The sequence below is a fragment of the Mesorhizobium sp. HAY1-8B genome (assembly GCF_056868045.1).
On record NZ_CP200321.1, the window covers coordinates 3,841,177 to 3,866,917 of the forward strand.

The window sequence follows — 25,741 nt, forward strand, 5'->3', positions numbered from 1 at the left end:
GGTTCGGTCCCGCCCGTCATCTCGTTGGTGGACTTGTGCCATGACCGGCTCGGATGAAATCCTGCGCCTTTCGGGGATCGCCAAGACGTTCGGCGAGAAGGTGGCATTGCGAGACGTCGCGTTGAGCGTCCGGCGCGGCGAAGTCCATGTTATCTGTGGTGAGAATGGCGCGGGCAAATCGACCTTGATGAACATCCTGGCCGGCATCCACCAGCCGAGCGCCGGCGTCATTCAACTCGATGGCCGCAAGGTCGAGATCGCCAGCCCGATCGCCGCGAGCCGGCTCGGCATCGGCATGGTCCACCAGCATTTTACCTTGGTCCCCTCGATGACGGTCGCGGAAAACATTTTCCTTGGCCGGCATCTCACCCGGCTGGCGATCTTCTCCGACCGCAAGGCCATGGTCGCGCGGGCCACGGCACTCATAGAGCGCTACAATTTCGGCCTCGATCCGCGGACGCCGGTCCGCGACCTGTCTGTCGGACAGCGTCAGCGTGTCGAGATTCTGAAGGCGCTCGCCTTCGACGCCGAACTACTGATCCTGGATGAGCCAACCGCGGTGCTGACGCCTCCCGAGGTCGATGAGCTGATCAACGTCATCGATGGGCTGCGCTCGCGCGGCCGGACGATCCTCTTCATCACCCACAAGCTTCGCGAGGTGAAGGCGGTGTCGGATAGGGTGACGGTGCTGCGGCACGGCAAAACCATATCGACGCATCTGACGCGCGACGTCAGCGAGGCCGACATCGCCCGCGACATGGTCGGCCGCGATGTCTTTCTCGTCGGCCGTGCCGGTCAGTCGCGCAAACGCGCCTTCGGCGAGACCAAGCTCAGGCTTCGCCATGTCGCGGTGGCCAATGCCGCCGGCAGGCGGCTGCTCGACGACATTTCACTCGAGGTCCGCGCCGGCGAGATCGTCGGCATCGCCGGTGTTGACGGCAACGGGCAGACCGAGCTGTCCGAAGTCATCGCCGGGTTCACCGATATCCAGGCCGGAACGATCGAATTCGACGGCAGGGACGTTACCACAGTCGACGTGCCGGGCCGCCAGCAGGCAGGCCTCGGCTTCGTCCCGGAAGACCGGTTGGATCGTGGCCTCAGCGTCACCATGAGCGTCGGCGAGAACCTGGCCGCGACCAACTACAGGCTTGCCGGCCTGATCAGGCACGGACTGGTGCGCACCGACAGGGTTGATGCGTTCGCGGCAGGCAAGATCGCGGAGTTCGACATCCGAGGCGCGCAACCGTCGACGCCGGTCGGCAGCCTTTCGGGCGGCAACATGCAAAAAGTCGTCATCGCACGCGAGTTGAACCGCGATCCCACGCTTCTGGTGGTCAGCCAGCCAACGCGGGGCCTCGACATCGGCGCCGCCGAATTCATCTACGAGCGCATCATGGCGGCCGCCGATCGCGGCCGCGCCGTGCTGCTGATATCGTCCGAACTGTCCGAGATATTCGCGCTCTCCGACAGGATCGGCGTGATGTATTCGGGAAAGCTGTTGCGCGTCCTCGAGCGCGGCGATGCCGACGAAGTGACGGTCGGTGCGCTGATGAACGGTTCGCTCGGGGCGGTCAACTGATGCGTAGCACTGTTATCGACCTGCTGAAGGCCATCCGCGCGCCGGTCGCCGCGATCGCGCTGACGCTCGCCATCGGCTTCGTGCTGGTTGCCGCCATCACCGACGAGCCGGTTCGCGCCTATCGCGACCTGCTTCTGGCCAATTTCGATTCACTCGGCAATTTCGCCCTGTTCCTCAATCGCGCAACGCCGTTGACGCTGATCGCGCTCGGCGTGATCTTTTCGTTCCGGGCCGGCGTCTTCAATGTCGGCGGCGAGGGCCAGCTCTATGCCGGTGCCATCACCGCGACCGTAATCGGCGTCTCCCTTTCCGGTCTTCCGACGGTGGTGCTCTTTCCGCTCGTGGTCGTCGGGGGCATTCTCGCTGGTGCGTTGCTCGGCTGGATACCCGCGGTCCTCAAGGTCAGGCTTGCCGTCGACGAGGTCGTCACCACGCTGATGTTGAACATCATTGTGCTGTTGTGCACATCCTATCTCGCCAATCAGATCATCCGCGATCCGACCAGCTACGGCGCCGTCAGCGCCTTGCTGCCGCAGAAGATATGGCTGCCGGCGTTTCCCGGCGTGCCGGGCGCCACCAGCGGCATCATAGTTGCTGCCTTGCTGTCGGTGGTGAGTTGGGTGGTGCTTTTCAGGACGGAATGGGGCGCGCAGCTGCGCGCATCCGGCACCAATCTGCGCTTTGCCAGGACCATCGGCGTTCCCGCCGACAGGCGTATTGTCATGGCCATGCTGCTGGCCGGCGGGTTCGGCGGTCTGGCGGGTACGCTCTACGTGCTGGGGATTGGCCATCGCTTCGAACAGAATTTCTCCCCCAACTACGGGCTGGTCGGGCTCACATGCGCCTTGCTGGCGCGCATCCACCCGATCGGCGCGCTGGCGACGGCCTTGTTCTATGCCATGATCATTAATGGCGCCGCTTACATGCAGATCTCCACCGACGTGCCGCGTTCGCTGGTCAATCTCCTCACGGGCCTTCTCGTGCTCTTGATGACGGCTCGGCTCAACGCCCGGGCGAGGGGCTAGGCCGATGGCATACATCTCCTTTCTCGCCTCGGTGCTCGAACAATCCTCGCCGATCGTGTTGGCCGCCTTGGCCGCGATGATCACGCTGCGCGCCAATATCCTCAACGTTGCCGTGGAGGGGATGATGCTGGTGGCCGCGTTCACAGCCATTGCCGTCGGCAATGCATCCGGAAGTGCGGCACTTGCGCTTTTGTGTGCCCTGGTTGCGTCGATCCTGATGTCGCAGCTTCTGGCGCTGATGACCTTGCGGTTTTCCGCGGATTTCATCGTTGCCGGCCTCGGCATCAACCTTCTGGCCGCCGGCGGCAGCCTGTTTGCGCTGGAATGGTTCTACAGGAGCCCCGGTGGCCTGCGTCCGATCACCTTCCCCGATCTCTGGCACATTCCGGCTGGTGCGCTTTCACTTGTGCCGCTGCTCGGTCCGGCGCTGGAGGGGCAGAGTGTGATTGTGGTCCTGGCGTTCCTGGCCGTGCCGGCCTGTTTTGTCTTCCTCTACAAGACGCCGGTCGGCTCCTATTTGCGCGCCGCGGGCGAAGACGAGCATGCGGCGCGCTCCGCCGGCATCGATGTTGCACGCATGAAGGCGCTGGCGCTTGCCATCAGCGGCCTCCTGGCGGGTCTCGCCGGCGCGCAGATATCGATGGACAAGCTGCACTTCTTCCTCCCGGAAATGACCAGCGGCCGTGGTTTCATCGGCCTCGCCGCGACGCTGTTCAGCGGCGGCTTGCCCTGGACAACGGCTGCCGCTGCGGTGCTGTTCGGCTTCTTCGGGGCGTTGGGCGACCGCCTTCAGGCGCTCGCAATCCCCTCGCAGTTCGTCCTGATGTTGCCCTATCTCGCGGCCATTCTCGGACTGACATTCGCGCGCTGGCGGCTTCACCTCCGCAACCGACCGGCCAGGATTCTCGAACCGGCGCCAGCGAGCGGGTCATCCGATCCGCAACGTTCAAATTTTTGACCACCATGACGCAAGGCGGCCAACCCATGCAGCGAGAAGATGACTTCGTGTTTCATTTCGGCGGCCATGCGCCTCGCAGGACCGTGCGGCCCGGGGAGGTCTTCACGGTTTTCACCGAGGACTGTTTTTCCGGCAAGCTGACCGATGTCGACGGCCGGCCGCGTGAGGTTGCGCCATACCCGAAGGTCAATCCGCTGACAGGGCCGATTGCCGTCGACGGCGTCGTCGCCGGGGACATTCTCGCCATCCGCCTGATCGCGCTGGAGCCCGCCCGCGACTGGGGCGTCGCGACGATCTCGCCCGATTTCGGCCTGCTCTCGGGCACGCGTGCCAATCCCAACCTCCAGCAGCCGCAGGATGAGCGCGTCTGGATCTGGACCTTCGACGCCGACCGCACCTCGCTTGTGACGCCCACGCGTTCCGGGGCTCGGCTGCAGGTCCCATTCCGGCCATTTCATGGCACTCTGGGAGTCGCGCCAGCGCATGGCGAAGTCCGCCTCGGCGTCGTCCCGGGTGACTTCGGCGGCAATCTCGACATTCCGGATCTCGGCCCCGGCGCCACGCTCTACATCAGGGCCAACGTCGATGGCGGGCATGTCTATATCGGCGACGGGCATTATGCGCAGGGCGACGGCGAGATCGCGGGTACCGCGATCGAAGGCGCCTTCAACACGACATTGTCGATCAACCGGCTTGCGCCTGAAGACGGGTTCGATTGGCCGAGGCTGGAAACCGAGAGCCACATCGGCGTCATCGGCTGCGCACGACCTGTCGAAGACGCTGTCCGGATCGCCGCATCAGGCCTTGTCAGATGGGTCGCTCGGCGGACGAAACTGGATCTGATGGACGCCCACCAGCTTGTCAGCCAATGTTGCACACTGCGCGTCGGAAACCTGGTCAATCCGTCCTTCAGCGTCCTTTGCTCGATTCCAAAGAGCGTCTTGCCTGTCTGAAGATGCCGCACGGCAAAATGATCCGATCTGCGGCCAAACTTACCGCGCCATTCGGATCACCCAGCGAAGTTGCGCGACAGGATCGAAGGGTTGCTGGACGGGTTGCGATCGCCCGGAGACGGCGAGCCCATGCAGGAACGGGAACCTGGGCCGGGGAGGGAAAATGTTGGGGCGCAGAACGGAGATGCACGCCCGCCGCCGGAAAGGAATATTCCCGCCACGGGAGTGTCGCGCGACTTGAATGTGCCCGTGGACACAGCCTTCGCACGAGAAAAAGCGGCTCTTGAATCTCGTGGTGTCGAACTGCCACTGGAATCAAGGGGAGGTTCATCCGGTCTTCAGGCAACCGTTTGATCTACTTGCGGAAACGGTCGCAGCCGGCGCAGCAACGGGTGCACAGCAGACAGCTTTAGCGAGAGAGAGTCCAGTTTGGCTGGGGAACCTGGATTCGAACCAGGACTAACGGAGTCAGAGTTCGTGGGTCTACCGTTAACCTATTCCCCAGCAGGCGCGGTCACGAACCGCGCGGGCCGAACGGCTGAGCCGCTTGAGCGCTGCCTTGTAGCCGCCAGCGGAAAATAGTCAAGCCTGCTTTGCGGTTCAATCGCCACGTTTTGTCAGCCGGGTGCAGACCCATTGCCTCGCAGCGCTTCAAGCGCGGATATGAAATCCAATCCGCGCCTCAGCTCTCTGTCCGGCTGAATTGCGAGCGTTCGAAGAACAGTACGATGCCCAGTCCCAGAAACAGCGGGATGATGAGATAAAACAACCGGAACACCAGCAGCGCCGCCAGCACGCCGACCGGCTCCATGTCCGAAAGCCCGGCCAGGAACACCACCTCGAACACGCCCAGCCCGCCAGGCGCGTGCGAGATCTGGGCGACCGAGAAGGAGACGAGGAAGACGCCGAGCACGACGAAATAGCCGGGATTGTGGGCCTCGGGCAGGGCGAAGAAGATGATGGCGGCCGCGGCAAGCAATTCAATCGGGCCGATCAGCAATTGCCTGGCGACGATCGGCAGCGCTGGGTAGTGCAACTGGAAGCTGGCGATCTTCAGCGGGCGCAGATGCAGCCAACTGCCGAAGACGTAGGCGGCGACGATCAGCAGCATGGCGATACCAGCCGCTTCCGACAGGCCGTGATGGGCGATGCCCGAAAAACGATCGATGATCTGAGGCTCGAATACCAGCACAAGGCCGGAGGCCAGAATCGTCGACAACACGAAGGTGATCCAGCAGATCGCCACCAGCACGCCGACATCCTGGCCGGTCAGGCCCCTTGTGCCATAGGCGCGGTAGCGGATGACGGCGCCGGAGAACACCGAGCCGCCAATGTTGTGCGACAGCGCGTAGGTGGTGAAGGAGCATAGCGTCACGAACAGCCACGACACCCGTTTGCCGATATGGAGCAGTGCGATGTGGTCGTAGCCGGCGAGCGCGGCATAGGCGATGACCGAACTCAGCGCTGCCAGGATCCAGCCGCGGGTTGGAATGGCCGCGAGCCCGTCCCAGACATCGTCGAGCGAAATGCCGCGCAGTTCGTGCCAGAGCAGCAGCAGCGAGAAGATCACCGCGGCGATGCCGACGACCGGCCAGAAATAACGTCTCCAGTTCATTGCCTGACTGCCATGCGCTGCGTGTCCGCTTCCTTTTCGCCTGATGGTGGGAAGCCGGCTGCCCGGCGACTTCCGTACATTTCAGAAATGCCTCATTGAAGCCGGCTATTCAACCGCGAACACTTGTCGCGCCGCGGCCGGCAAAGATCCGCCCGCGGCCAAGATGGCGCGAAGGCGCCGGCATGCGGTGATCGCATCGGCTTTGACAGGAGATTGTCTTCGCCGGCATCGCGTACCAACAGCCTCGCGGGCACATTTCGCGGCGGGGCGAAAGGCGGTTCGCGCCCAGCCGCAAAATTCGGCGTGCGGCTCTTGGTGATCGGGCACGGCACTGTTAGTCTGGCGGCAACTTGAAACATGCCAAAGCGCCTGCTGCGTCCGTCACCGGTTCGCGCGGCGCCGGAAGGAACGACAGTGGAAGACCGCGACACCGGCGCAGGCGCGCCGGAGGTGGGCGCGTCCAGCGCTTCCCCAGGGCCATCGGGCTCGGGGACAGCCGGTTGGCAGCAACGCCGCCCGACGGAGCCGCACTCCGCCGACGGGCAGGCGGGCGACGCGACCCATCACCAGAAGGGCAAACCCAAGAAGCGGCGCAAGCGAAGGCGCGGACGCAAGGTCTTTGCGCGCGATGAAGCGCAGGACAATCGATCGCCGGTGCCAGGCAAGGCTGCTGCTTCGGCCGTGGAGCCGAAGCAGCAGCCGGCCGGCCCAGCGATCTCGCCCGTTCTCCAAGCGCCGCGCCACGAGCAGGGCACCCGCCGGCCGCCGGTGCACGAGCTTCCCGTATTCGCGGCCCTCGACCTCGGCACCAACAATTGCCGGCTGCTGGTCGCTGTTCCCACGCGCCATGGCCAGTTCCGCGTCATCGACGCCTTTTCGCGCATCGTCAGGCTTGGAGAGGGGCTCACCGCCAACGGCCGGCTCGGCAAGCCGGCGATGGACCGCGCTGTCGAGGCGCTGAAGGTCTGCGGCGACAAATTGCGCAGCCGCAAGATCAGGAAGGCCAGGCTGATCGCCACGGAAGCCTGCCGCTCGGCCGAGAACGGCGTCGAGTTTCTTGAACGCGTTGAGCGCGAGGCCGGGTTGAAGCTCGAGATCATCGACCGCCAGACCGAGGCGCGGTTGGCGGTTTCCGGCTGCGGCTCGCTGGTCGAGCGTGACACGCAAGGTGTCGTCCTGTTCGATATAGGCGGCGGCTCTTCCGAAATCGCGCTGATCGATCTCACCGGCCGCCGTTCCCCACGTCTCGCCAACCACATCGTCTCGTGGACGTCGCTGCCGGTCGGCGTCGTCTCCTTGGCGGAACGCTTTGGCGGCCGCACCGTGACGCGCGAAATCTTCACCGCCATGGTCGACGACGTCGCCGGCCGGCTGGCCACCTTCGATGGCCGCGACCGGCTGAGCCACCTCAAGGCCAGCCCGAACTTCCACCTGCTCGGCACCTCCGGCACGGTCACGACGTTGGCCGGTGTTCACCTTGATCTGGAGCGTTACGACCGGCGGCGGGTCGACGGGCTGTGGATGGACCGCGACAGCGTCGACCGCATGGTGGAGAGACTGGTAGGCTGGGATTTCCAGCAACGCTGCGCCAACCCTTGCATCGGTGCGGACCGCGCCGATCTGGTGCTGGCTGGCTGTGCTATCCTGGAAGCGATCCGTGCCGTCTGGCCGTCGGAGCGGCTGCGCGTCGCCGACCGTGGGCTGCGCGAAGGCATATTGAGCGAGCTGATGGCCGATGACGGCGTCTGGCGCAACGATGGGCGTGGTGGCCGGCAATGACCAAGAAACCGGAAAAACCAGGGTCGGCCAGCATTCGCGTGCTGAAGACGCGGATCAAGAAGAAGAGCGGCCTGAAGGAATCGTCGCGCCGCTGGCTGCAGCGCCACATCAACGATCCCTATGTCCAACGGTCGAAGGCCGACGGCTACCGCTCGCGAGCCGCCTACAAGCTGATCGAGATCGACGACAAGCACCATTTGCTCAAACCCGGCATGAAGGTGATCGATCTGGGAGCCGCCCCCGGCGGCTGGTGCCAGGTCGCGGCCGCGCGCACGAAATCGACGGCGGAAAATCCGCATGTCGTCGGCATCGACTATCTGGAAATGGATGCCGTGCCCGGCGCGCCGGTGCTGTTAATGGATTTCCTGGACGCGGATGCTCCGCGCAAGCTGTCCGAGGCGCTGGGCGGCGATCCCGATGTCGTGCTGTCCGACATGGCCGCACCCACCACCGGTCACAAGCGGACCGACCACATCCGTACCATGCATCTGTGCGAAGTGGCGGCCGACTTTGCTCTGTCCGTGCTGAAACCGGGCGGGCATTTCCTGGCCAAGACCTTCCAGGGCGGCGCTGAAAACGAGCTGCTTTCGATGTTGAAGAAGAATTTCCGCTCCGTGCATCACGTCAAGCCGCCGGCCTCGCGCGATGAATTGGTCGAACTTTATCTGTTGGCGAAAGACTTCAAGGGGCGAGAGTCCGGTCCGCCGTCAGGTGGATCGGAACGTCCAGTGGACGTTCCGAAGGACTCGAGCGCCCGGAGCCATAGCGAAGGGCCGGGGGACGCCGAAGCCTAAGCAGGCCACCAATTGCCGGTCCGCCGTCAGGTGGATCGGAACGTCCAGTGGACGTTCAGAAGGACTCGAGCGCCCGGAGCCATAGCGAAGGGCCGGGGGACGCCGAAGCTTAAGCCTATAAGCAGCCTTCGGCTTACTCGCCCGGCGATCTCGCAGGTTCCAGTGTCTTGGGCGTTGTCAGCCGGCCATGGCCGGAGACGGCGTTGCCCGCATCGGGCGCCAGCCGCATGAACGACAGCGACGCCGCCGCGGATACGGCCGCCACGATGAAGAAGGCGATATGGAAATCGCCCAGCGTCAGCGGGCCGCCATGGATCGAGGTCGAGACTTCCAGGATGCCGCCGGCGAGCGCCACGCCGAGCGCGATCGACAGCTGCTGGAACACCGCCGTGATCGGCGTTGCCTTGCTGGTGTCCTCGGCCGACACCTCGGCATAGGACAGCGCGTTGACGCCGGTGAAGAACATCGAGCGGATGAAGCCGCCGACCAGCAATATGGCCAGCATCAGCACGTAAGGTGTTTCGGGGGTGAAGAGGCCGTAGATGGCGATCGATGCGGCGGCGACCAGCGAGCCGACGATCAGCACGCGGCGGAAACCGGCAACGCGAAAAATCAGCGCGGTGACGAATTTCATGCCGATGGCGCCGATCGCCGAGACGAAGGTGATCATGCCGGATTGGAACGGCGTCAACCCGAAGCCGATCTGGAACATCAGCGGCAGCAGGAACGGCACCGCCCCGATGCCGATGCGAAACAGCGAACCGCCAAGCACCGACGAGCGAAACACCTGGTTGCGGAACAGGTCGAGTGCCAGCAGTGGATTCCTGGCGCGGCGCGCATGCATCAGGTAGAGCGCGCCCGAAAGCAGCCCGACGGCCACGGTGATGAAGCCGGTCGCCGGCGGCAGATAGGGCAGGCTGACCACGGACAGGCCGAACACCACACCGGATGCCGCCACCCCGCTCAGCACGAAGCCGACGAAATCGAGCGGCGGCGTCTCCATCGATTCGGTTTCCGGCAGGAAGCGTGTGGCCAGCCAGATGCCGATCAGGCCGATCGGCACATTGATCAGGAATATCCAGTGCCAGGTGAAATAGGTGGTGATGAAGCCGCCGATCGGCGGGCCAACCAGCGGTCCGACCAAGGCGGGAACAGTCAGCCAGGACATGGCGGCGACCAGGTCGCTCTTGGGCGTGGCCCGCACCAGCACCAGGCGCCCAACCGGCGTCATCATCGCGCCGCCAATGCCTTGCAGGAAGCGCGATACCACGAAGGCCGGCAGCGAACCTGACAAGGCGCAGGCGACCGAACCGACGATGAACACCGCGATCGCGGCGCGAAAAACGGTCTTGGCGCCGAAACGGTCCGCCATCCAGCCGCTGATCGGAATGAAGATGGCCAGCGACACCAGATAGGCCGTCAACGCCAGCTTGAGCGCGATGGGGCTGGTATGGATGTCGATGGCGATCGCCGGCAACGATGTCGCGATGACGGTCGAATCCATGTTCTCCATGAAAAGTGCGACCGCCAGGATGAGCGGAATGGTGCGATTCACGAGCGTGACCGTTTCAAATTTTCTTTCCGGCTGGGAGGGAGCCGGTACAGGGGCGCGGTTATCACGGCTGGACACCAATGTCGTGTTAATTTGCTGTCACTTTTGTGCGACTGCAACCAGCGGTGGCGCCGGATCACGCGATAACGCTGTTGTGCGATGCAACGATCGGCTTTTCATCCGCGCCGCGACGTGTTACCAGCCACCGCCAATCCTGAAAGGGAAGATGAGAGTCGGCGCTGTCCAACCCGGTCCAGCGCTTTTTCCGCATTCTAAAGGGCTGGCCATGGCAAAAATCATCGAAACGTCCACCGGCGCACTGGCGCTGACCTTTGACGACGTGCTTTTGCAGCCGGGTCATTCCGAGGTCATGCCCGGCGAAACCGATGTCCGCACCCGCATTGCCGGCGACATCGACCTCAACGTGCCGATCCTCTCCGCCGCGATGGACACCGTCACCGAGGCGCGTCTTGCCATCGCCATGGCCCAGGCCGGCGGCATCGGCGTCATCCACCGCAATTTCTCCCCGGCTGAACAGGCCGAGCAGGTGCGGCAGGTCAAGAAATTCGAGTCCGGCATGGTGATCAATCCCGTCACCATCGGCCCCGACGCCACCCTTGCCGATGCGCTGTCGCTGATGCGCACCTATTCGATCTCGGGCATTCCGGTGGTCGAGAATGGCGGCACCGGCGGCCAGAAGATCGGCCGGCTGGTCGGCATCCTGACCAACCGCGACGTGCGCTTCGCCTCCGACCCGGCGCAGAAGGTCTATGAATTGATGACCCGTGAGAACCTGATCACGGTCAAGGAGAATGTCGACCAGGACGAGGCCAAGCGGCTTCTGCACCAGCACCGCATCGAAAAGCTCGTTGTTGTCGACAAGGCGGGCAATTGCGTCGGCCTGATCACGGTCAAGGATATCGAGAAGTCGCAGCTCAACCCGCACGCCACCAAGGACGCGCAGGGACGCCTGCGCGCGGCAGCCGCCACCAGCGTCGGTGACGACGGCTTCGAGCGCGCCGAGCGCCTGATCGATGCCGGCGTCGACCTTCTGGTCATCGACACCGCGCACGGCCACTCGCAGCGCGTGCTGGACGCGGTGACGCGTGCCAAGAAGCTTTCCAATTCGGTTCGCATCCTGGCCGGCAACGTCGCCACCGCCGAAGGCACGCAGGCGCTGATCGACGCCGGCGCCGACGCGGTCAAGGTCGGCATCGGCCCTGGCTCCATCTGCACCACCCGCATCGTGGCCGGTGTCGGCGTGCCTCAGCTTTCGGCCATAATGTCGGCCGTCGAGACGGCGCACAAATCCGGTGTGTCGGTGATTGCCGACGGCGGCATCAAATATTCCGGCGACCTTGCCAAGGCGCTCGCCGCGGGCGCCAGCGCCGCCATGATCGGTTCGCTGCTGGCCGGTACCGACGAAAGCCCGGGCGAGGTCTATCTGCACCAGGGCCGCTCCTTCAAGGCCTATCGCGGCATGGGTTCGGTCGGCGCCATGGCGCGCGGCTCGGCCGATCGCTACTTCCAGGCCGAGGTCCGCGACACGCTGAAACTGGTGCCGGAAGGCATTGAAGGCCAGGTTCCTTACAAAGGACCTGTGTCTGGCGTGCTGCACCAGCTTGCAGGCGGGCTAAAAGCCGCTATGGGTTATGTTGGTGGCCGCGACCTTGCCGATTTCCGCGAGCGCGCCACCTTTGTGCGCATATCCAACGCCGGACTTCGTGAAAGCCACGCCCATGACGTCACGATTACCCGCGAAAGCCCGAACTATCCCGGCGGAGCCTGAGCAATACGGGCTCGGGCGAAGCCTGACCGCGACGATCCTGCGGCTGTCTCGCCACGCGGCAGCGCTTTGTTTCCTATCGGCGTCGGTTTTCATCGCCATGACGCTGATGGAATTCTTCTATTTCCGTCAGTTGAGCGGCGGCCTGCCGTCGCTCGACATGCGCTATTTCGGCTTCACGCCCGACGAAGGCATGGCCTGGCTGACGGCGCTCGGCCGGCGCGGCGGCGAGATCATTCTCGTCTGGCACTACCTCACCTTCGATCTCTTGTTCCCGGCGCTGTTGTCGCTGACCTTGGTGAGCCTGATCCTGGCCTCCGGCCGGCGCCTGAAGAATTTCCGCGTGCTGCCGCCGCAGGTGCAGTCGATCTTCGCCCTGGTGCTGGTGCTGCCCTATACGCTTGCCGACTATGCCCAGAATATCGCCGTGGCGCGCCTTCTGTCAGATTTCCTGTCGGCCAACCCGGATTCGCTGTCTTTCGCCTCGTCGCTGATCGTCACCAAATTCGCGCTTCTTGCTATCCCGGTGGTCGTCATCGCCGCTTTCTGGCTCGTGGGCCAGAGACCCCAGGCTTGATGCTAAACAGGGCAGGGGAAACATCATGAACCAGACCGCGATTTTCTGGCCGGTTCTGGTGCACGTGCTGCTGATCTACATCGTCTACGGCGTGTTGGGTCGTCGCAGATACGGCGCAATCAAGTCCGGCGAGGCCAAGGTCGGTCAATACAAGGTCCGCTCGACCGAGCCGGCTTCCAGCGTCACCGTTGCCGCCAATCTCAGCAACCAGTTCGAACTGCCGGTGCTTTTCTATGTGTTGTGCCTGACGCTGCATGTCACCAACGGCGTCAACTATCTGACCCTGGCACTGATGTGGATTTTTGTGGCCTCGCGCTGCTTCCACGCCTGGGTTCATCTGACCAGCAACAATCTGCTGCTGCGCAGCCGCTCTTTCTCTTTTGGAGCCGTGATTGTCCTGTTGGGCTGGATCTGGTTCGCCCTGCATCTGCTGGGAGTGGTCTAAACCGCGCCCTTCGTAAGGCTAGGGGCGTTCGAAGGTCGAAAAGCCAGGCAATTGGCTTTCGTGACCTGCGGCCCCTTCTCACCTTGCAGGGAAGGTCGCTCCGCAAAGCGGGCCGGGCGAGGGCAGGCGCTATAAATCGAACACCGCGATCTTGCGCTTGTCGAACTTGATGCCGATCTCGCCGCGCACCAGCTTCAGCGCCTGTTCACCGAATACGGCACGCCGCCATCCCTGCAGCGCCGGCACATCGGCGTCCTCGCCCTCGGCCGCGATGCGATCGATGTCGTCGCTGGATGCCAATACTTTCGAGGCCACGCCCTGCTTCTCGGCAACGATCCTGAGCAGAACTTTCAACAGTTCCGCCGCGGCATTTGAGCCTTCCGGCGGCTGAAAATTCTTCGGCAGTTTCGGCATCTGCTCCTTGGGCAAGGCCAGTGCGGCATTGACCGCCCCAAGCAGGGCTGTCGCCGTCGAGGAGCGCTCCCAGCCCTTGGGTGTTGTGCGCAGCTTGGCAAGCGCCGCCGCGTCACGCGGCGCCTGTTGCGCCACCTCGTAGATCGCATCGTCCTTGAGCACGCGGCCGCGCGGCACGTCGCGTTCCCTGGCCTCGCGCTCGCGCCATGCCGCCACGGCCTGCACGATCGCCAGTTCCTGCGGCTTGCGCAGCCGCATCTTCAGCCGCTTCCAGGCACCTTCGGGATGCGGATCGTAGGTCTCGCGCGAGGTCAGCACATCCATCTCTTCGTTCAGCCAGTGGGCGCGGTTTTCCCGTGTCAATTCGGCGCTCAGGTGCTGGTAGACCTCGATCAGATGGGTGACGTCGGCCAGCGCGTAATCGAGCTGCTTGTCGGACAGCGGCCGGTGCCGCCAGTCGGTGAAGCGCGAAGATTTGTCGAGCCGCGCACCGGTGATGCGCTGCACGAGCTGGTCGTAGGAAACGCTGTCGCCAAAGCCGCAGACCATCGCCGCGACCTGTGTATCAAACACCGGATGCGGCACCAGATCCCCGAGATGGACGATGATTTCGATGTCCTGCCGGGCGGCATGAAAGACCTTTACCACCGCCTCGTTGGCCATCAGCCTGAAGAAGGGCGCCAGGTCGATGTCAGGCGACAGCGGATCGATCAGCGCCGTCACGCCTGGGGCCGCCATCTGGATCAGGCACAGGATAGGCCAGAAGGTCGTTTCGCGAATGAATTCGGTGTCGACGGTGACGAAGTCCGACTTTTCGAAAGCGGCGAGAACGGTCTCGAGTTCTTTCTGGGTGGTGATGACGTGCATCAAATCGCTTTTGGCAGGAGTAAGGTCTTCCTAGATTTCAGCCGGAAAGGCTTTCGTCAAGCTTTGGCGCCTCCATCATGAGCTTCCCGGGCCGTCGGAATCACCATTCCGTCTGGCCAGCCGCGCGAAAATGGTGGAGGTGCGCAGCAGAGCGGTGAAGCGGCTGCGTTTGCCCAAAGGCACGCCGGACCGGGCCTGCATGCGGTAGAGGATGACGGCGATGAAGATCGCATAGACGATGGCGCTGAATACGAACAGCGCGCTCGGTCCGAAATACTGCATCGCCGTGGAGGCCGCGAAAGGGCCGCCGATGGCGCCGAAGGAGTAGAACAGCATCAGCGCCGCATTGATCAGCACGAACTCGCCCGTGTCGGCGCGGTCGTTGGAATGCGCGGCCGACAGCGAATAGAGCGGCATGGCGAAACAGCCGAAGATGAAGATGATGACGAAGTTGAGCAGCGGATTGCTGCCGGCGATGAACACCAGCGCCAATGCCGAAAGCATTGCGCAGCAGGTCGTTAGCAACAGCACCCGGCGCCGGTCCCAGCGGTCGGACAGATAGCCCAGCGGATACTGGATGATGGCGCCGCCGAAGATGCCGACGCTGACGAAGGTAACGACATCGGCGACCGACATGCCGATCTGCTCGGCATAGACCGGCGACAAGGTGCGAAAGGCGCTGTTGGTGACGCCGACGGCAATGCAGCCGAAGCAACCCAGCGGCGAAATGCGCCAGACGCGTGCCAGGTCGAGCTTGACCTCCTCCGGAGGGGTCGGGTTGGAGCGGTCGCCGAGCGACACCGGCACCAGCGACAGCGTGATCATGATCGACATGATGGCGAAGATGGTGAAGCCGCCGGCGCCGAAGATCGGAATCAGAAACTGAGCACCGGTTACGGAACCAGTGTCGACCATCCGGTAGATCGCCAGCACACGCGCGCGGTCGTGATTGCTGACGCCGGAATTCAACCAGCTTTCAACGATGGTGAACAAACCGGCGAAGCAGAAGCCGCCGGCAAAGCGCACCGCGCACCACATCACCGGATCGAGGACCAGCACCAGCAGCAGGGTGCCGACCGAGGCGATCGCGGCCAGCGCCGAAAACGCCCTGATATGGCCGACCGCCTTCATGATGCGGGTGATGGCCAGGCAGCCGAGCAGGAAGCCGGCGAAATAGAAAGTGCCCATCAGGCCGATGTCGGAAGCGGAAAACCCCTCCTGCGCGCCGCGCAGCGCGATCAGCGTGCTCTGCAGCCCATTGCCGCCAAGCAGGATGCCTGCGGCGAGAAGAAGCGGGATCAGCGGGCGGATGGAGGACATGAAAGGCGATCACGTATCGGTGATCCCTTCTTGAACCATTGCATCCATCAATGCCAGCGGCAATTGCCGCGCTATTCAGGATGCGAACCCATGGACTTGGAGAATCGCCAGATGCGATTTGACAAATGCCTTTCCATTGACCTCGCTCCAGGACCGTGCCTGTGGGGATGAACGTTCTTCGCCGCGGCTGTCGACGGCCTTCAGCCGCCGTCTGGCAACCGTATCCACAACACCCCGGCTGAACGTCGCCGAGGACAGGCGTGCGATCTTCAACGGCACCTCGCTCGAGGGACGGGCGTGGGCGCTCGCCTTGACAAATCCGGCCTCCCATGCGCTTTTCGCGCAAATTTTGGGCCGGGCTTTGATGCTTTGGCCTGCCACCCAGCACCCCGGACTTTACCAATGACCATGCACCGTTACCGCAGCCATACCTGTGCCGAGTTGAGAAAGAGCGATGTCGGCTCATCCGTTCGCCTTTCGGGCTGGGTGCATCGCGTGCGCGACCATGGCGGCCTGCTCTTCATCGACCTGCGTGACCACTACGGCCTGACCCAGATCGTCGCCGATCCCGATTCGCCTGCCTTCAAGATCGCCGAGACCGTGCGCGGCGAATGGGTGATCCGCGTCGACGGTGAGGTAAAGGCGCGCCTCCCGGAGACGGTCAACGCCAACCTGCCGACCGGCGAGATCGAGATTTTCGCCCGCGAGATCGAGGTGCTGTCGGCAGCCAAGGAATTGCCGCTGCCGGTGTTCGGCGAGCCGGACTATCCCGAGGACATCAGGCTGAAGTACCGCTTCCTCGACCTGCGCCGCGACACGCTGCACAGGAACATCGTGGCGCGCACGAAAATCATCGCCGAGATGCGCAAGCGCATGAACGATGTCGGCTTCACCGAATTCTCGACGCCGATCCTCACCGCCTCGTCGCCGGAAGGCGCCCGCGACTTCCTGGTGCCGTCGCGCATCCATCCCGGCACCTTCTACGCGCTTCCGCAGGCGCCGCAGCAGTACAAGCAGCTGATCATGGTGTCGGGCTTCGACCGCTATTTCCAGATCGCGCCCTGCTTCCGCGACGAGGACCCGCGCGCCGACCGTCTGCCAGGCGAATTCTATCAGCTCGACCTCGAAATGAGCTTCGTCGAGCAGGACGACGTGCTGTCGACCATGGAGCCGGTGATGCGCGGCGTCTTCGAGGCCTTCGCCAACGGCAAGCCGGTGACGCAGAAGTTCCAGCGCATTCCCTATGATGTCGCCATGCGCAAATACGGCTCCGACAAGCCGGACCTGCGCAACCCGATCGAGATGCAGGCTGTTTCCGATCATTTCCGCGATTCCGGCTTCAAGGTGTTCGCCAACATTCTGGCCAACGACCCGAAGGCCGAGGTGTGGGGCATTCCGGCCAAGACCGGCGGCAGCCGTGCCTTCTGCGACCGCATGAATTCCTGGGCGCAAGGCGAGGGCCAGCCGGGGCTGGGTTACATCTTCTGGCGCAAGGAGGGCGACAAGCTCGAAGGCGCCGGCCCGCTCGCCAAGAACATCGGCGAGGAGCGCACCGAGGCGATCCGGCAGCAGCTCCGCCTTGCCGACGGCGACGCCGCGTTCTTCGTCGCCGGCGACCCGAAGAAGTTCGTCTCCTTCGCGGGAGCGGCACGCACGCGCGCCGGCGAGGAACTGAACCTCGTCGACCGCGAGCGCTTCGAATTGTGCTGGATCGTCGACTTCCCGTTCTTCGAATGGAACGAAGAGGAGAAGAAGATCGACTTCGCCCACAACCCGTTCTCGATGCCGCAGGGCGGCATCGACGCGCTGAACGGCGAGGATCTGCTCGGCATCAAGGCGTTCCAGTACGACATGGTCTGCAATGGCTTCGAGATCGCCAGCGGCGGCATCCGCAACCATCTGCCCGAAACCATGGTCAAGGCGTTCGAGACGGTCGGGCTGGACCGCGCCACGGTGGAGGAGCGTTTCGGCGGCCTCTACCGTGCCTTCCAGTACGGCGCGCCGCCGCATGGTGGCATGGCGGCGGGCGTCGACCGTGTCGTCATGTTGCTGGTTGGCGCCAAGAACCTGCGCGAGATCACCATGTTCCCGATGAACCAGCAGGCCTATGATCTGTTGATGAACGCACCGTCGGAAGCCTCGCCGCAGCAGCTTCGCGAACTGGCCCTGCGTGTCGCGCCGACCAAGAAGGACGCATGATCGCGAGCTTCGGGCGATGTTTTAAAAAGCGGGCGGAACTACCTCCGTGGATTCAATAGCCCACAAAAAAGCCCGGCGTCGCTGCCGGGCTTTTTTCTTGATCTTGACGTTTCGATCAGTCTTCGTTGGCCTTGACGGCCACGCCGAGCGTCTTCGGCAGATCGAGCGGGTTGGACATGGCGCCCGCCATGATCAGCGCGAACGGCACTGATGCCGGCGGCTCGGCCGAGATTTCGAGGCTCTTCGGGTCGTCAAGATATTTGCTGACCGCTGCCGTCACCTGCGCCGTCAGCTCGGGATTGTTGAGCTGCGCCATGCCGAACGGCACGATCGCCTTGGCCTGGTTGGCGATGTCCTTGGCCGACATGCCTTGCTGCTTGCCAACATATTCCAGCACCTTGCCGGTCAGCGAATCGTCGTCGAAGCGGATCGAGGCGCTGTTGAAGGAAAGCTGCTGCAACAGGCCGAGCATGGCCATGCCTTGCGCCGAATTGTCGGCGCCTTCGGGCTGCGCCGCCATCTTCTTCTGCATCTCCTGCAGCGACTTGATGAAGTCCATCGTGTAGCCGCCGAGATTGAAGGTCATGCCGAGCGTGCCCGCATTTTCGACGGAGATGTCATATTTCGACAGTTCCATCTTGCCGTCCGAGGGCTGCCAGGTGCCGGCCATTGCGAGATTGCCGGAGATGTTCTGGTAGCCGAGCGCGTCGATGACTTCCTTGGACTTGGGGTCGTCGACCAGCGAGAGATCTGCCGTGAACTTTTCCGTATTGCCGGTGAACTCCATCGCCTTGCCGTCCGCGGGCGGCGTGATCTGGATGGCAAGCCCGTCCATCGAGAAGGCGGTCTTGTCGGCGACCTTGACCGTCATGTTGGACAGTTCGGCCGACTTGTACATCAGCAGCGAGCCCAGCGGGCCGGTGGCGCCTTCGGCCGGAACCGTCATGTCGTGGATGACGAAGGGGCTCAGGTTGAGGGTGACCCCATCCTTGCTGTGTTCGAAGGGGGAGGTCGATACGGTGCCGATGTCGTAGCCGCCATTGGCCTCGGTCACGCCCTCGAGCTTGACGTCGCCGATCGGCAGGGCTTCCTTTTCCGCCGCCGGTTTGATGGACACGCCCTGCAGCACCATGCTGGTGTTGTCGCCGGTCACCCCGGTCCAGGAGATGTTTACGCCCTGGGCCGCCAGCGCCGCCTTCAGCCGATCGGCAACGGCCGCATCCTGGGCAAGGGCCGCATTCAGCGGCAGTGTGAACAGGAAGGTCGAAAGAGCGAATTTCCGGAGAGTTGAGCGTTTGATTGTCATCGCAAGGTCCCTGAGAGTGTCCTGAAATTGTTTTTCAATTCTTTGCGCCATCACCATTCCGTGACGAACTGGACGGGAAAAAGGCATGTCCCGGCACAATGGTCAAAAATCGCGGTGAAAGGCAAACCCGATCCGAACGCCATTGGAGAATGCGGTGAATTTGGCATGAAGGTCGGGCCGTCGAGCGGTTATCGTGCTTCGCAATAGATGCGGCGTGTAACAAATTGATGTTGGCCGGCAAGCGCGACCTTGCGGTTTCCTGTTGCAGAAAAGCGCGCAATTCGACCGGCCGGGCGCGCGCCTCTTGCCGCGAATCACCCGCTCGGCTAGTCCCAGCCCATGGGAAAAAGGCTTTTGCCGCCTCAAGATGGCGGTGGCGATCACATCGAACCGGTCGATCTGAAGAAGGCGCTGGAAGAGCGCTATCTTGCCTATGCGCTGTCGACCATCATGCACCGGGCGCTGCCAGACGTTCGCGACGGACTGAAGCCGGTCCACCGCCGCATCATGCACGCCATGCGCCTGCTGCGCCTCAATCCCGAGCAGGGCTTCGCCAAATGCGCGCGTATCGTCGGCGAGGTGATGGGCAAGTTCCACCCGCATGGCGATCAGTCGATCTATGACGCGCTGGTGCGATTGGCGCAGGATTTTTCGATGCGCTATCCCCTGGTCGACGGCCAGGGCAATTTCGGCAACATCGACGGCGATAACGCCGCCGCCATGCGCTACACCGAAGCGCGCATGACCGACGTGGCGACCGAATTGCTAGCCGGCATCACCGAGGACGCCGTCGACTACCGGCCGACCTACAATGAAGAGGACGAGGAGCCGGTGGTGCTCCCCGGCGCCTTCCCGAACCTCTTGGCCAACGGCTCGTCCGGCATCGCGGTCGGCATGGCGACATCGATCCCTCCGCACAATGCGGCCGAGCTCTGCGACGCGGCATTGCATCTGATCGAGCATCGGGATGCGTCGGTGGCGAAGTTGATGGATTTCGTCCAGGGCCCGGATTTCCCTACCGGCGGCATCATCGTCGACAGCCGCGCCTCCATCCTCGAAGCCTACGAGACCGGCCGTGGTGGTTTTCGCGTGCGTTCGAAATGGAGCCAGGAGGACCAGGGCAGGGGCACCTGGAGCATCGTCGTCACCGAAATCCCTTATGGCGTGCAGAAGGCGCGGCTGATCGAAAAGATCGCCGAGCTTCTGATGGCGCGCAAACTCCCGCTGCTCGAGGACATCAGGGACGAAAGCGCGGAGGATATCCGCGTCGTGCTGGTCCCCAAGAGCCGTTCTGTCGATCCTGGCATCCTGATGGAATCGCTGTTCAAGCTCACCGAGCTTGAAAGCCGCTTCCCGCTCAACATGAATGTGCTGTCGCGCGGCAAGGTACCCAATGTCCTGTCCCTGAAGGGCGTGTTGCAGGAATGGCTGGACCACCGTCGCGACGTTCTGATCCGTCGCTCGAAACATCGCCTCGGCGAGATCGAACGGCGGCTGGAAATCCTTGCCGGCTACCTGATCGCCTATCTCAACATCGACGAGGTGATCAAGATCATCCGCGAGGAGGACGAACCCAAGCAGGTGATGATGGCCCGCTGGTCGCTCACCGACACCCAGGCTGAAGCCATCCTCAACATGCGCCTGCGCGCATTGCGCAAGCTGGAAGAATTCGAGATCCGCAAGGAATTCGATGGCCTGAGCGCGGAGAAGAAGCAGATCGAGGCGCTGCTGGCGTCCGATGCCAAGCAATGGTCGACGATCAAGTGGGAAGTCGCCAATCTGCGTGAAAAATTCGGCCCGGAGACAGAGCTCGGCAGGCGCCGCACCCAGTTCGCCGATGCGCCCGAGCACGACCTGACCGATATCGCCCACGCCATGATCGAGCGCGAGCCGGTCACCGTGGTGGTTTCGGAGAAGGGTTGGCTCAGGGCCATGAAGGGCCATCTGGCCGACCTTTCGACACTCACCTTCAAGGAAGGTGACAGCTTGAAGCTCGCCTTCCATGCCCAGACCACCGACAAGGTGCTGGTCTTCACCACTGGCGGCAAGTTCTACACCATCGGCGCCGACCGGCTGCCAGGCGGGCGCGGCCATGGCGAGCCGATCCGCATCATCGTCGACATGGACAACGACCAGGACATCGTCACCGCCTTTGTCCACGATCCCAAGCGCAAGCTCTTGCTGGCCTCGCATGACGCCAACGGCTTCATCGTGCCGGAGGAGGAAGTGGTCGCCAACACCCGCAAGGGCAAGCAGGTGATGAACGTCAAGGCGCCGGACGAAGCCAAGCGTTGCGTGCCGGTCACCGGCGATCATCTCGCCATCGTCGGTGAGAACCGCAAGATGCTGGTGTTCGCGCTCTCCGAAATTCCGGAAATGGGCCGCGGCAAGGGCGTGCGGCTGCAGAAATACAAGGATGGCGGCCTGCTCGATCTCAAGCCGTTTACATTGGAGACGGGCCTGTCCTGGCAGGATTCGGCCGACCGCACCTTCACAAGGTCGCGCGAGGAACTGGCCGAATGGATCGGCGCCCGGGCATCGGCAGGGCGTATGGTGCCAAAGGGCTTCCCTAGGACGGGCAAGTTCGGTTGAAGTTGCGATCTCCCCTCTCGAGGGGGAGATGTCGCCAAAGGCGACAGAGGGGATCGGCGCGACCGGACGCGACCCCCTATCGTGACAGACGAGGCTAGCGCTCCACGCGCGGCGCCCCCCTTGGCCTGCCGGACATCCCCCCCACAAGGGGAGAGATTGGCGGCGTCACCGTGATCATTTGGAGTATCGTCACGATTGCTGCACTATATCAGTGCATAACGGAGAAGGGTGTTTGGGAGTCACGGGCGTTTGAAAGAATCCAGGATCCAGAAACCGGAACGGCAGCAGCGCCTGTTCGGCCTGTCGACGCCGTTGCGGTCGGCTGTCATTCCGCCGCTGTCGGCGGCGCGCTGGCTGCTGGTGCTGATCGTCGCCGCGGGCGTCTACTTCTTCCACGGCTTCCTGTTCCCGGTGCTGGCCGCGCTTGTCATCGCTTTCGCCAGCTGGCCGCTCTACCAGCGGCTGCTTGCCGGCGTTGGCGGCAACCGCACCGTCGCCGCCACCTTGGCCATCCTGTTCATCCTTGCCTTCCTGGTGATACCGATCGCGCTTGCCGGCACCTATGCCATCAACGAGGTGCGCGAGTGGGTCGCCTGGGCGATCGAGACCAACCGGCATGGTGCCACCACGCCGCACTGGATCGCGACCATGCCTGTCATCGGCGACTGGCTGAACGAGCAATGGACGACCAATTTCGGGCATCCCGGCGGCATTGGCGAACTGATCCAGTTGGTCAGCGGCGCCAATATCGGCAGCATCTATCGAGGCGCGCTCGCCGCCGGCGGCAGTGCCTTTGGGCTGCTCCTGACGTTGCTGTTCATGATGATCGCCCTGTTCTTCGCCTATCGCGATGGCGAGCATTTTGCCGGCCAGGTCGACCGCCTTGGCGAGCGCATCCTGCCGACCAGATGGGAGCGGATTTCGCGCGTCGTGCCGGCGACGATCTCCTCGACCGTGACCGGCATGACCGTCATCGCCATAGGCGAGGGGCTGGTGCTGGGCATTGCCTACTGGCTGGCCGGCGTGCCGTCGCCGGTGACGCTCGGCGCCCTGACCGGCGTCATGGCGCTCATTCCCGGCGGCGCACCCTTGTCCTTCACCCTTGTCTCGATCTACCTCGCGGCCAGCGGCTCGCCCATGGCCGGTCTGGCGCTGTTCCTGTGGGGTGCGGTCGAGCTGTTCATCGTCGACAAGACGCTGCGCCCGAAGCTTGTCGGCGGACCGATAAAACTGCCTTTCCTGCCGACCTTTTTCGGCCTGATCGGCGGCGTCAAGACCATGGGCTTCCTCGGCCTGTTCATCGGTCCGGTGCTGATGGCGCTGCTGGTCGCCATCTGGCGCGAGTGGCTGCGCGAGGTGGAACTGGTCGACGAGTTGCCCGTCGGCTCGGCGGCCGAGATCGAGGCCAACCCACAGATCGAGGTCTTGCCGGAGGCTGGCGCGGCAAAGAAGGCCAGCGCCTGATCCGAAACGCGACTTGCGCCAGGCCCATCAATCACACGTTAGACTGGATGGTGCACCGCAAGGTCAACTCGTTGCCTGCGGCCATCATGCAGTTGCCAGAGCGAATGGGCGACCAGCGTGACGATCAGGATCGCGCCGCCGATCAGGCTGTTGCGGGTCGGTGCCTCGGCAAAGATCATCCACACCCAGACCGGCGCCAACACCGTTTCGAGCACGTAGAACATCGCCACTTCCGGCCCGGAAATGTATTTCGGCCCGGCGGCAAGACAGAAGAACGAGATCGGCATGATGACGGCGCCGTTGAAGATGATCCACCATGGCGCGTTGACGTGGAAGCCTTCGCCCGACACCATGAAGGCTGCCAGGGCGAGCGGCAGAAGCACGCCGACAAGTGAGGTGAAGCCCATGTCCTTGCCGCTGGCGCGTGAGATGGTGATGGCCACAGCGATGAAGAAAGCCGAGCACAGCGCCATGAAATCGCCGAACAGCTTGCCGGTGCCGACCGACCCACCGACGATGACCAGCACGCCAAGGATCATGATCAGCATCGCCACGATGGTCACCAGCCGTGGCCTTTCCCGCAGGAATATCCAGGACAATAGCCCTGCGAACACGGTGTTGAAGGCCAAAATGAAGACGAGATCGGCGGTCGAGGTGTGATAGACGGCGGTGACGAAGGTGATCCCTGTCAGCCCGTAACATATCGCGACGATCAGGCCGGACCAGCCCGGAATGAGCGGCGGGGCGTTACGGCTCAAAGCCCGCCAGACCCACCAGATGACCATGGCGGCGACGAATGTGGTGCCGGTGCGCAGCAGCATGATCGTCCATGCGCCGCCGTCGGCGAGGCGGATCAACGGTATGTCGACAGTCAGCGTCAGTCCGCCGATGGCGGTGATCAAAAGACCCTTCTGGTGATCATGGTGGGAAGGCATGCAGGAACTTTCGCAATGAAATGCAGGCTGGCGGCTGATCGGTGCAGTAGCGCACTGTCTCCAGCCAACCGGCTGAAAGACCAGCATCCCGTGCCTTGAAACAGTTTAAGCTTAAGCGCGGATCGTGGAAAAACTCAGCGTGAAACCGCTTCGTTGGTGTAGCGCTCCCAGCCCTTGGGGCCGAGATGCTCCTGCGGCATGAAGCGCATCTTATAATTCATCTTGCGTGAGCCGTTGACCCAGTAACCGAGGTAGACATGGGGCAGGCCCATCGCCCTGGCGCGGGCGATGTGGTCGAGGATCATAAACGTGCCGAGCGAACGCTCCTCGAATTCGGGATTGAAGTAGGAATAGACCATCGACAGGCCGTCGGCCATCTTGTCGGTGAGTGCCACCGCGATGAGCTCACCCTGGCCCTTGCCGGTGATGAAGCTGTCGGGTCCGCGCCGCCGGTATTCGATCACCTTGGTGTCGACATGGGTGTCCTCGACCATCATGGCGTAGTCGAGCACCGTCATGTCGGACATGCCGCCGCGGCGGTGGCGGGCATCGAGATAGCCGCGGAACAGCGAATATTGTTCGGTCGAGGGCTCGGCATTGTGCATGGCGCCGACAAGGTCGGAATTGTGCTGCAGCACACGCTTCATGTTGCGGCTGGCGGTGAATTCCTGGGCGAGGATGCGCACGGAAACACAAGCGCGGCAGGTCTCGCAGGCCGGCCTGTAGGCAATGTTCTGCGAACGCCTGAAGCCGCCTTGCGTGAGGAGGTCGTTCATCTCCGACGCCTTGTCCCCGACCAGATGCGTGAACACCTTGCGCTCGAACTGGCCGTCGAGATAGGGGCACGGCGACGGCGCGGTCAGGAAGAACTGTGGCGACTGGGTCGGATGCTGCGTCATCTAAGTCTTGGAAACGCTCCTTCGAGTCGCTCTACCTTTGGCGCGGAAAGCAAAAAATTCAACAGGATTGTGAAGGCACGTGCAATCTGATGCCTTCACATTTGCGCCGACAAGGCGGGGAACGCCTCAACGGCCGGTGCGGCTGACCACCGTGCCGAGCAGAAGGTCGTGCAGCGTGCGCTTGCGGTCTGAGAACAACGTCACCAGCAGGACCAGCGGCGACAGGATGACATTGCCCGCCCAGAACAGCACCGAATGGACAACCGCGGTCAGGCCGTCGATCGGCCTGCCGTCGAGGCGGTCGAGGCGGATGCCCATTATCTTCATGCCCGTGGTTGCCTGGTCTACGCTGCCCAGCGTGTTCCAGATGTAGAGGATGGCGACGGCCGGCACCAAGACGCCGAACAGCACCCAGCCAACGCCAAGCGTCAGAAGCCCGAGGAAAAACACCAGTATGGCAAAGGGAATGGTGAGCAGGGCGACGATGATGTAGTCGAGCACAAAGGCCAGGATGCGCCTTGTGCGCACGCCCTCATAGGCCCTGACGTCGTCAAGCCGGGTGTTGATGATTTCGCCGTCGAGAACGCGCGCGTTCATGTCATTTCCTCGTAACAAGGCCCGACATAGGGTGCGGACCGCTCGATGATGAAATGGTGAAGGCTTGCGGCGGAATCAAGGTCGA

Annotated in this window: 20 protein-coding genes and 1 tRNA gene; 12 read left to right on the forward strand and 9 right to left on the reverse strand. The window is 63.2% G+C overall.

Going from position 1 to position 25,741, the window contains the following annotated elements; translation table 11 throughout:
* The first annotated feature begins 40 nt into the window (after positions 1-40).
* The 4 genes from AC1VON_RS17980 to AC1VON_RS17995 are packed head-to-tail and all read left to right on the forward strand — an operon-like array spanning position 41 to position 4,515.
* Positions 41-1,579 carry an ABC transporter ATP-binding protein gene (locus AC1VON_RS17980; RefSeq protein WP_483124384.1) on the forward strand — a complete coding sequence of 513 codons (1,539 nt, stop codon included), beginning with the start codon at positions 41-43 and terminating at the stop codon, positions 1,577-1,579.
* Complete coding sequence (locus AC1VON_RS17985; RefSeq protein ID WP_172350943.1) at positions 1,579-2,604, forward strand: ABC transporter permease; 1,026 nt, start codon at positions 1,579-1,581, stop codon at positions 2,602-2,604. Before AC1VON_RS17980 ends, AC1VON_RS17985 begins: the two co-directional genes overlap by 1 nt.
* Before the next feature lie 4 nt (positions 2,605-2,608).
* Positions 2,609-3,562, forward strand: coding sequence for an ABC transporter permease (locus tag AC1VON_RS17990; protein WP_483124385.1), 954 nt, complete (start codon positions 2,609-2,611; stop codon positions 3,560-3,562).
* 26 nt (positions 3,563-3,588) lie between these two features.
* Positions 3,589-4,515: an acetamidase/formamidase family protein gene (locus AC1VON_RS17995; protein WP_483124386.1), complete on the forward strand. Its 927-nt coding sequence runs from the start codon at positions 3,589-3,591 to the stop codon at positions 4,513-4,515.
* A gap of 430 nt (positions 4,516-4,945) precedes the next feature.
* On the opposite strand, the gene AC1VON_RS18000 is transcribed toward AC1VON_RS17995, so the two are convergent.
* Together AC1VON_RS18000 and AC1VON_RS18005 are read right to left on the reverse strand one after the other, a co-directional pair.
* A tRNA-Gln gene (locus tag AC1VON_RS18000) sits at positions 4,946-5,019 on the reverse strand.
* 178 nt (positions 5,020-5,197) lie between these two features.
* A complete protein-coding gene (locus tag AC1VON_RS18005) occupies positions 5,198-6,130 on the reverse strand; it encodes a lysylphosphatidylglycerol synthase domain-containing protein (protein ID WP_172350940.1) in 933 nt (310 codons plus the stop codon).
* Between the two features lie 357 nt (positions 6,131-6,487).
* Between AC1VON_RS18005 and AC1VON_RS18010 the strand changes: the two genes are divergently transcribed.
* Together AC1VON_RS18010 and AC1VON_RS18015 are read left to right on the forward strand one after the other, a co-directional pair.
* Positions 6,488-7,909, forward strand: coding sequence for a Ppx/GppA phosphatase family protein (locus tag AC1VON_RS18010; protein ID WP_483124387.1), 1,422 nt, complete (start codon positions 6,488-6,490; stop codon positions 7,907-7,909).
* Positions 7,906-8,703: an RlmE family RNA methyltransferase gene (locus tag AC1VON_RS18015; protein WP_483124388.1), complete on the forward strand. Its 798-nt coding sequence runs from the start codon at positions 7,906-7,908 to the stop codon at positions 8,701-8,703. The genes AC1VON_RS18010 and AC1VON_RS18015 overlap by 4 nt, the downstream gene beginning before the upstream one ends.
* A 133-nt stretch (positions 8,704-8,836) precedes the next feature.
* Here AC1VON_RS18015 and AC1VON_RS18020 read toward each other — a convergent pair whose 3' ends face one another.
* A complete protein-coding gene (locus AC1VON_RS18020) occupies positions 8,837-10,258 on the reverse strand; it encodes an MFS transporter (protein WP_172350938.1) in 1,422 nt (473 codons plus the stop codon).
* Between the two features lie 283 nt (positions 10,259-10,541).
* Here AC1VON_RS18020 and guaB point away from each other — a divergent pair, with 283 nt between their 5' ends.
* From guaB to AC1VON_RS18035, 3 genes are read left to right on the forward strand one after another with little or no spacing between them, the layout of a single operon-like run.
* Positions 10,542-12,044 carry an IMP dehydrogenase gene (guaB, locus tag AC1VON_RS18025; RefSeq protein ID WP_027057339.1) on the forward strand — a complete coding sequence of 501 codons (1,503 nt, stop codon included), beginning with the start codon at positions 10,542-10,544 and terminating at the stop codon, positions 12,042-12,044.
* The gene (locus tag AC1VON_RS18030; RefSeq protein ID WP_483124389.1) at positions 11,995-12,618 is read left to right on the forward strand and encodes a hypothetical protein; all 624 of its coding nucleotides are present in this window, start codon (positions 11,995-11,997) and stop codon (positions 12,616-12,618) included. Before guaB ends, AC1VON_RS18030 begins: the two co-directional genes overlap by 50 nt.
* A 25-nt stretch (positions 12,619-12,643) precedes the next feature.
* Complete coding sequence (locus AC1VON_RS18035) at positions 12,644-13,063, forward strand: MAPEG family protein (RefSeq protein ID WP_483124391.1); 420 nt, start codon at positions 12,644-12,646, stop codon at positions 13,061-13,063.
* Between the two features lie 129 nt (positions 13,064-13,192).
* Here the strand turns inward: AC1VON_RS18035 and rnd are convergent, their stop codons facing one another.
* Complete coding sequence (gene rnd, locus AC1VON_RS18040; RefSeq protein ID WP_483124392.1) at positions 13,193-14,344, reverse strand: ribonuclease D; 1,152 nt, start codon at positions 14,342-14,344, stop codon at positions 13,193-13,195.
* Positions 14,345-14,419: 75 nt separating this feature from the next.
* On the reverse strand, positions 14,420-15,664 hold the full coding sequence (locus AC1VON_RS18045) for an MFS transporter (RefSeq protein ID WP_172350935.1): 1,245 nt from the start codon (positions 15,662-15,664) through the stop codon (positions 14,420-14,422).
* Between the two features lie 408 nt (positions 15,665-16,072).
* On the opposite strand from AC1VON_RS18045, the gene aspS reads away from it, so the two are divergent.
* Positions 16,073-17,863 (forward strand): aspartate--tRNA ligase, encoded by a 1,791-nt coding sequence (aspS, locus tag AC1VON_RS18050; protein WP_483126344.1) that lies wholly within the window; start codon positions 16,073-16,075, stop codon positions 17,861-17,863.
* 115 nt (positions 17,864-17,978) lie between these two features.
* Here the strand turns inward: aspS and AC1VON_RS18055 are convergent, their stop codons facing one another.
* The gene (locus tag AC1VON_RS18055) at positions 17,979-19,169 is read right to left on the reverse strand and encodes a hypothetical protein (RefSeq protein WP_483124393.1); all 1,191 of its coding nucleotides are present in this window, start codon (positions 19,167-19,169) and stop codon (positions 17,979-17,981) included.
* Positions 19,170-19,508: 339 nt separating this feature from the next.
* Between AC1VON_RS18055 and parC the strand changes: the two genes are divergently transcribed.
* Positions 19,509-21,761 carry a DNA topoisomerase IV subunit A gene (gene parC, locus AC1VON_RS18060; RefSeq protein ID WP_483124394.1) on the forward strand — a complete coding sequence of 751 codons (2,253 nt, stop codon included), beginning with the start codon at positions 19,509-19,511 and terminating at the stop codon, positions 21,759-21,761.
* 249 nt (positions 21,762-22,010) lie between these two features.
* On the forward strand, positions 22,011-23,225 hold the full coding sequence (locus AC1VON_RS18065) for an AI-2E family transporter (protein ID WP_483124395.1): 1,215 nt from the start codon (positions 22,011-22,013) through the stop codon (positions 23,223-23,225).
* 38 nt (positions 23,226-23,263) lie between these two features.
* Here the strand turns inward: AC1VON_RS18065 and AC1VON_RS18070 are convergent, their stop codons facing one another.
* From AC1VON_RS18070 to AC1VON_RS18080, 3 genes are all read right to left on the reverse strand, one after another.
* Positions 23,264-24,160, reverse strand: coding sequence for a DMT family transporter (locus AC1VON_RS18070; protein WP_172350931.1), 897 nt, complete (start codon positions 24,158-24,160; stop codon positions 23,264-23,266).
* A gap of 134 nt (positions 24,161-24,294) precedes the next feature.
* On the reverse strand, positions 24,295-25,059 hold the full coding sequence (locus tag AC1VON_RS18075) for an arginyltransferase (RefSeq protein ID WP_172350930.1): 765 nt from the start codon (positions 25,057-25,059) through the stop codon (positions 24,295-24,297).
* 126 nt (positions 25,060-25,185) lie between these two features.
* Positions 25,186-25,656, reverse strand: coding sequence for an RDD family protein (locus tag AC1VON_RS18080; protein ID WP_172350929.1), 471 nt, complete (start codon positions 25,654-25,656; stop codon positions 25,186-25,188).
* Positions 25,657-25,741 lie beyond the last annotated feature (85 nt).

Coding starts and splice junctions, on each gene's coding strand:
- AC1VON_RS17990 (WP_483124385.1), top strand. CDS start 2,609: ATGGCATACATCTCCTTTCTCGCCTCGGTGCTCGAACAATCCTCGCCG.
- AC1VON_RS18045 (WP_172350935.1), bottom strand. CDS start 15,664: ATGTCCTCCATCCGCCCGCTGATCCCGCTTCTTCTCGCCGCAGGCATC.
- AC1VON_RS18015 (WP_483124388.1), top strand. CDS start 7,906: ATGACCAAGAAACCGGAAAAACCAGGGTCGGCCAGCATTCGCGTGCTG.
- AC1VON_RS18070 (WP_172350931.1), bottom strand. CDS start 24,160: ATGCCTTCCCACCATGATCACCAGAAGGGTCTTTTGATCACCGCCATC.
- AC1VON_RS18055 (WP_483124393.1), bottom strand. CDS start 19,169: ATGACAATCAAACGCTCAACTCTCCGGAAATTCGCTCTTTCGACCTTC.
- AC1VON_RS18080 (WP_172350929.1), bottom strand. CDS start 25,656: ATGAACGCGCGCGTTCTCGACGGCGAAATCATCAACACCCGGCTTGAC.
- guaB (WP_027057339.1), top strand. CDS start 10,542: ATGGCAAAAATCATCGAAACGTCCACCGGCGCACTGGCGCTGACCTTT.
- AC1VON_RS17985 (WP_172350943.1), top strand. CDS start 1,579: ATGCGTAGCACTGTTATCGACCTGCTGAAGGCCATCCGCGCGCCGGTC.
- AC1VON_RS18005 (WP_172350940.1), bottom strand. CDS start 6,130: ATGAACTGGAGACGTTATTTCTGGCCGGTCGTCGGCATCGCCGCGGTG.
- aspS (WP_483126344.1), top strand. CDS start 16,073: ATGCACCGTTACCGCAGCCATACCTGTGCCGAGTTGAGAAAGAGCGAT.
- AC1VON_RS18035 (WP_483124391.1), top strand. CDS start 12,644: ATGAACCAGACCGCGATTTTCTGGCCGGTTCTGGTGCACGTGCTGCTG.
- AC1VON_RS17980 (WP_483124384.1), top strand. CDS start 41: ATGACCGGCTCGGATGAAATCCTGCGCCTTTCGGGGATCGCCAAGACG.
- AC1VON_RS17995 (WP_483124386.1), top strand. CDS start 3,589: ATGCAGCGAGAAGATGACTTCGTGTTTCATTTCGGCGGCCATGCGCCT.
- AC1VON_RS18030 (WP_483124389.1), top strand. CDS start 11,995: ATGACGTCACGATTACCCGCGAAAGCCCGAACTATCCCGGCGGAGCCT.
- rnd (WP_483124392.1), bottom strand. CDS start 14,344: ATGCACGTCATCACCACCCAGAAAGAACTCGAGACCGTTCTCGCCGCT.
- parC (WP_483124394.1), top strand. CDS start 19,509: ATGGGAAAAAGGCTTTTGCCGCCTCAAGATGGCGGTGGCGATCACATC.
- AC1VON_RS18010 (WP_483124387.1), top strand. CDS start 6,488: ATGCCAAAGCGCCTGCTGCGTCCGTCACCGGTTCGCGCGGCGCCGGAA.
- AC1VON_RS18075 (WP_172350930.1), bottom strand. CDS start 25,059: ATGACGCAGCATCCGACCCAGTCGCCACAGTTCTTCCTGACCGCGCCG.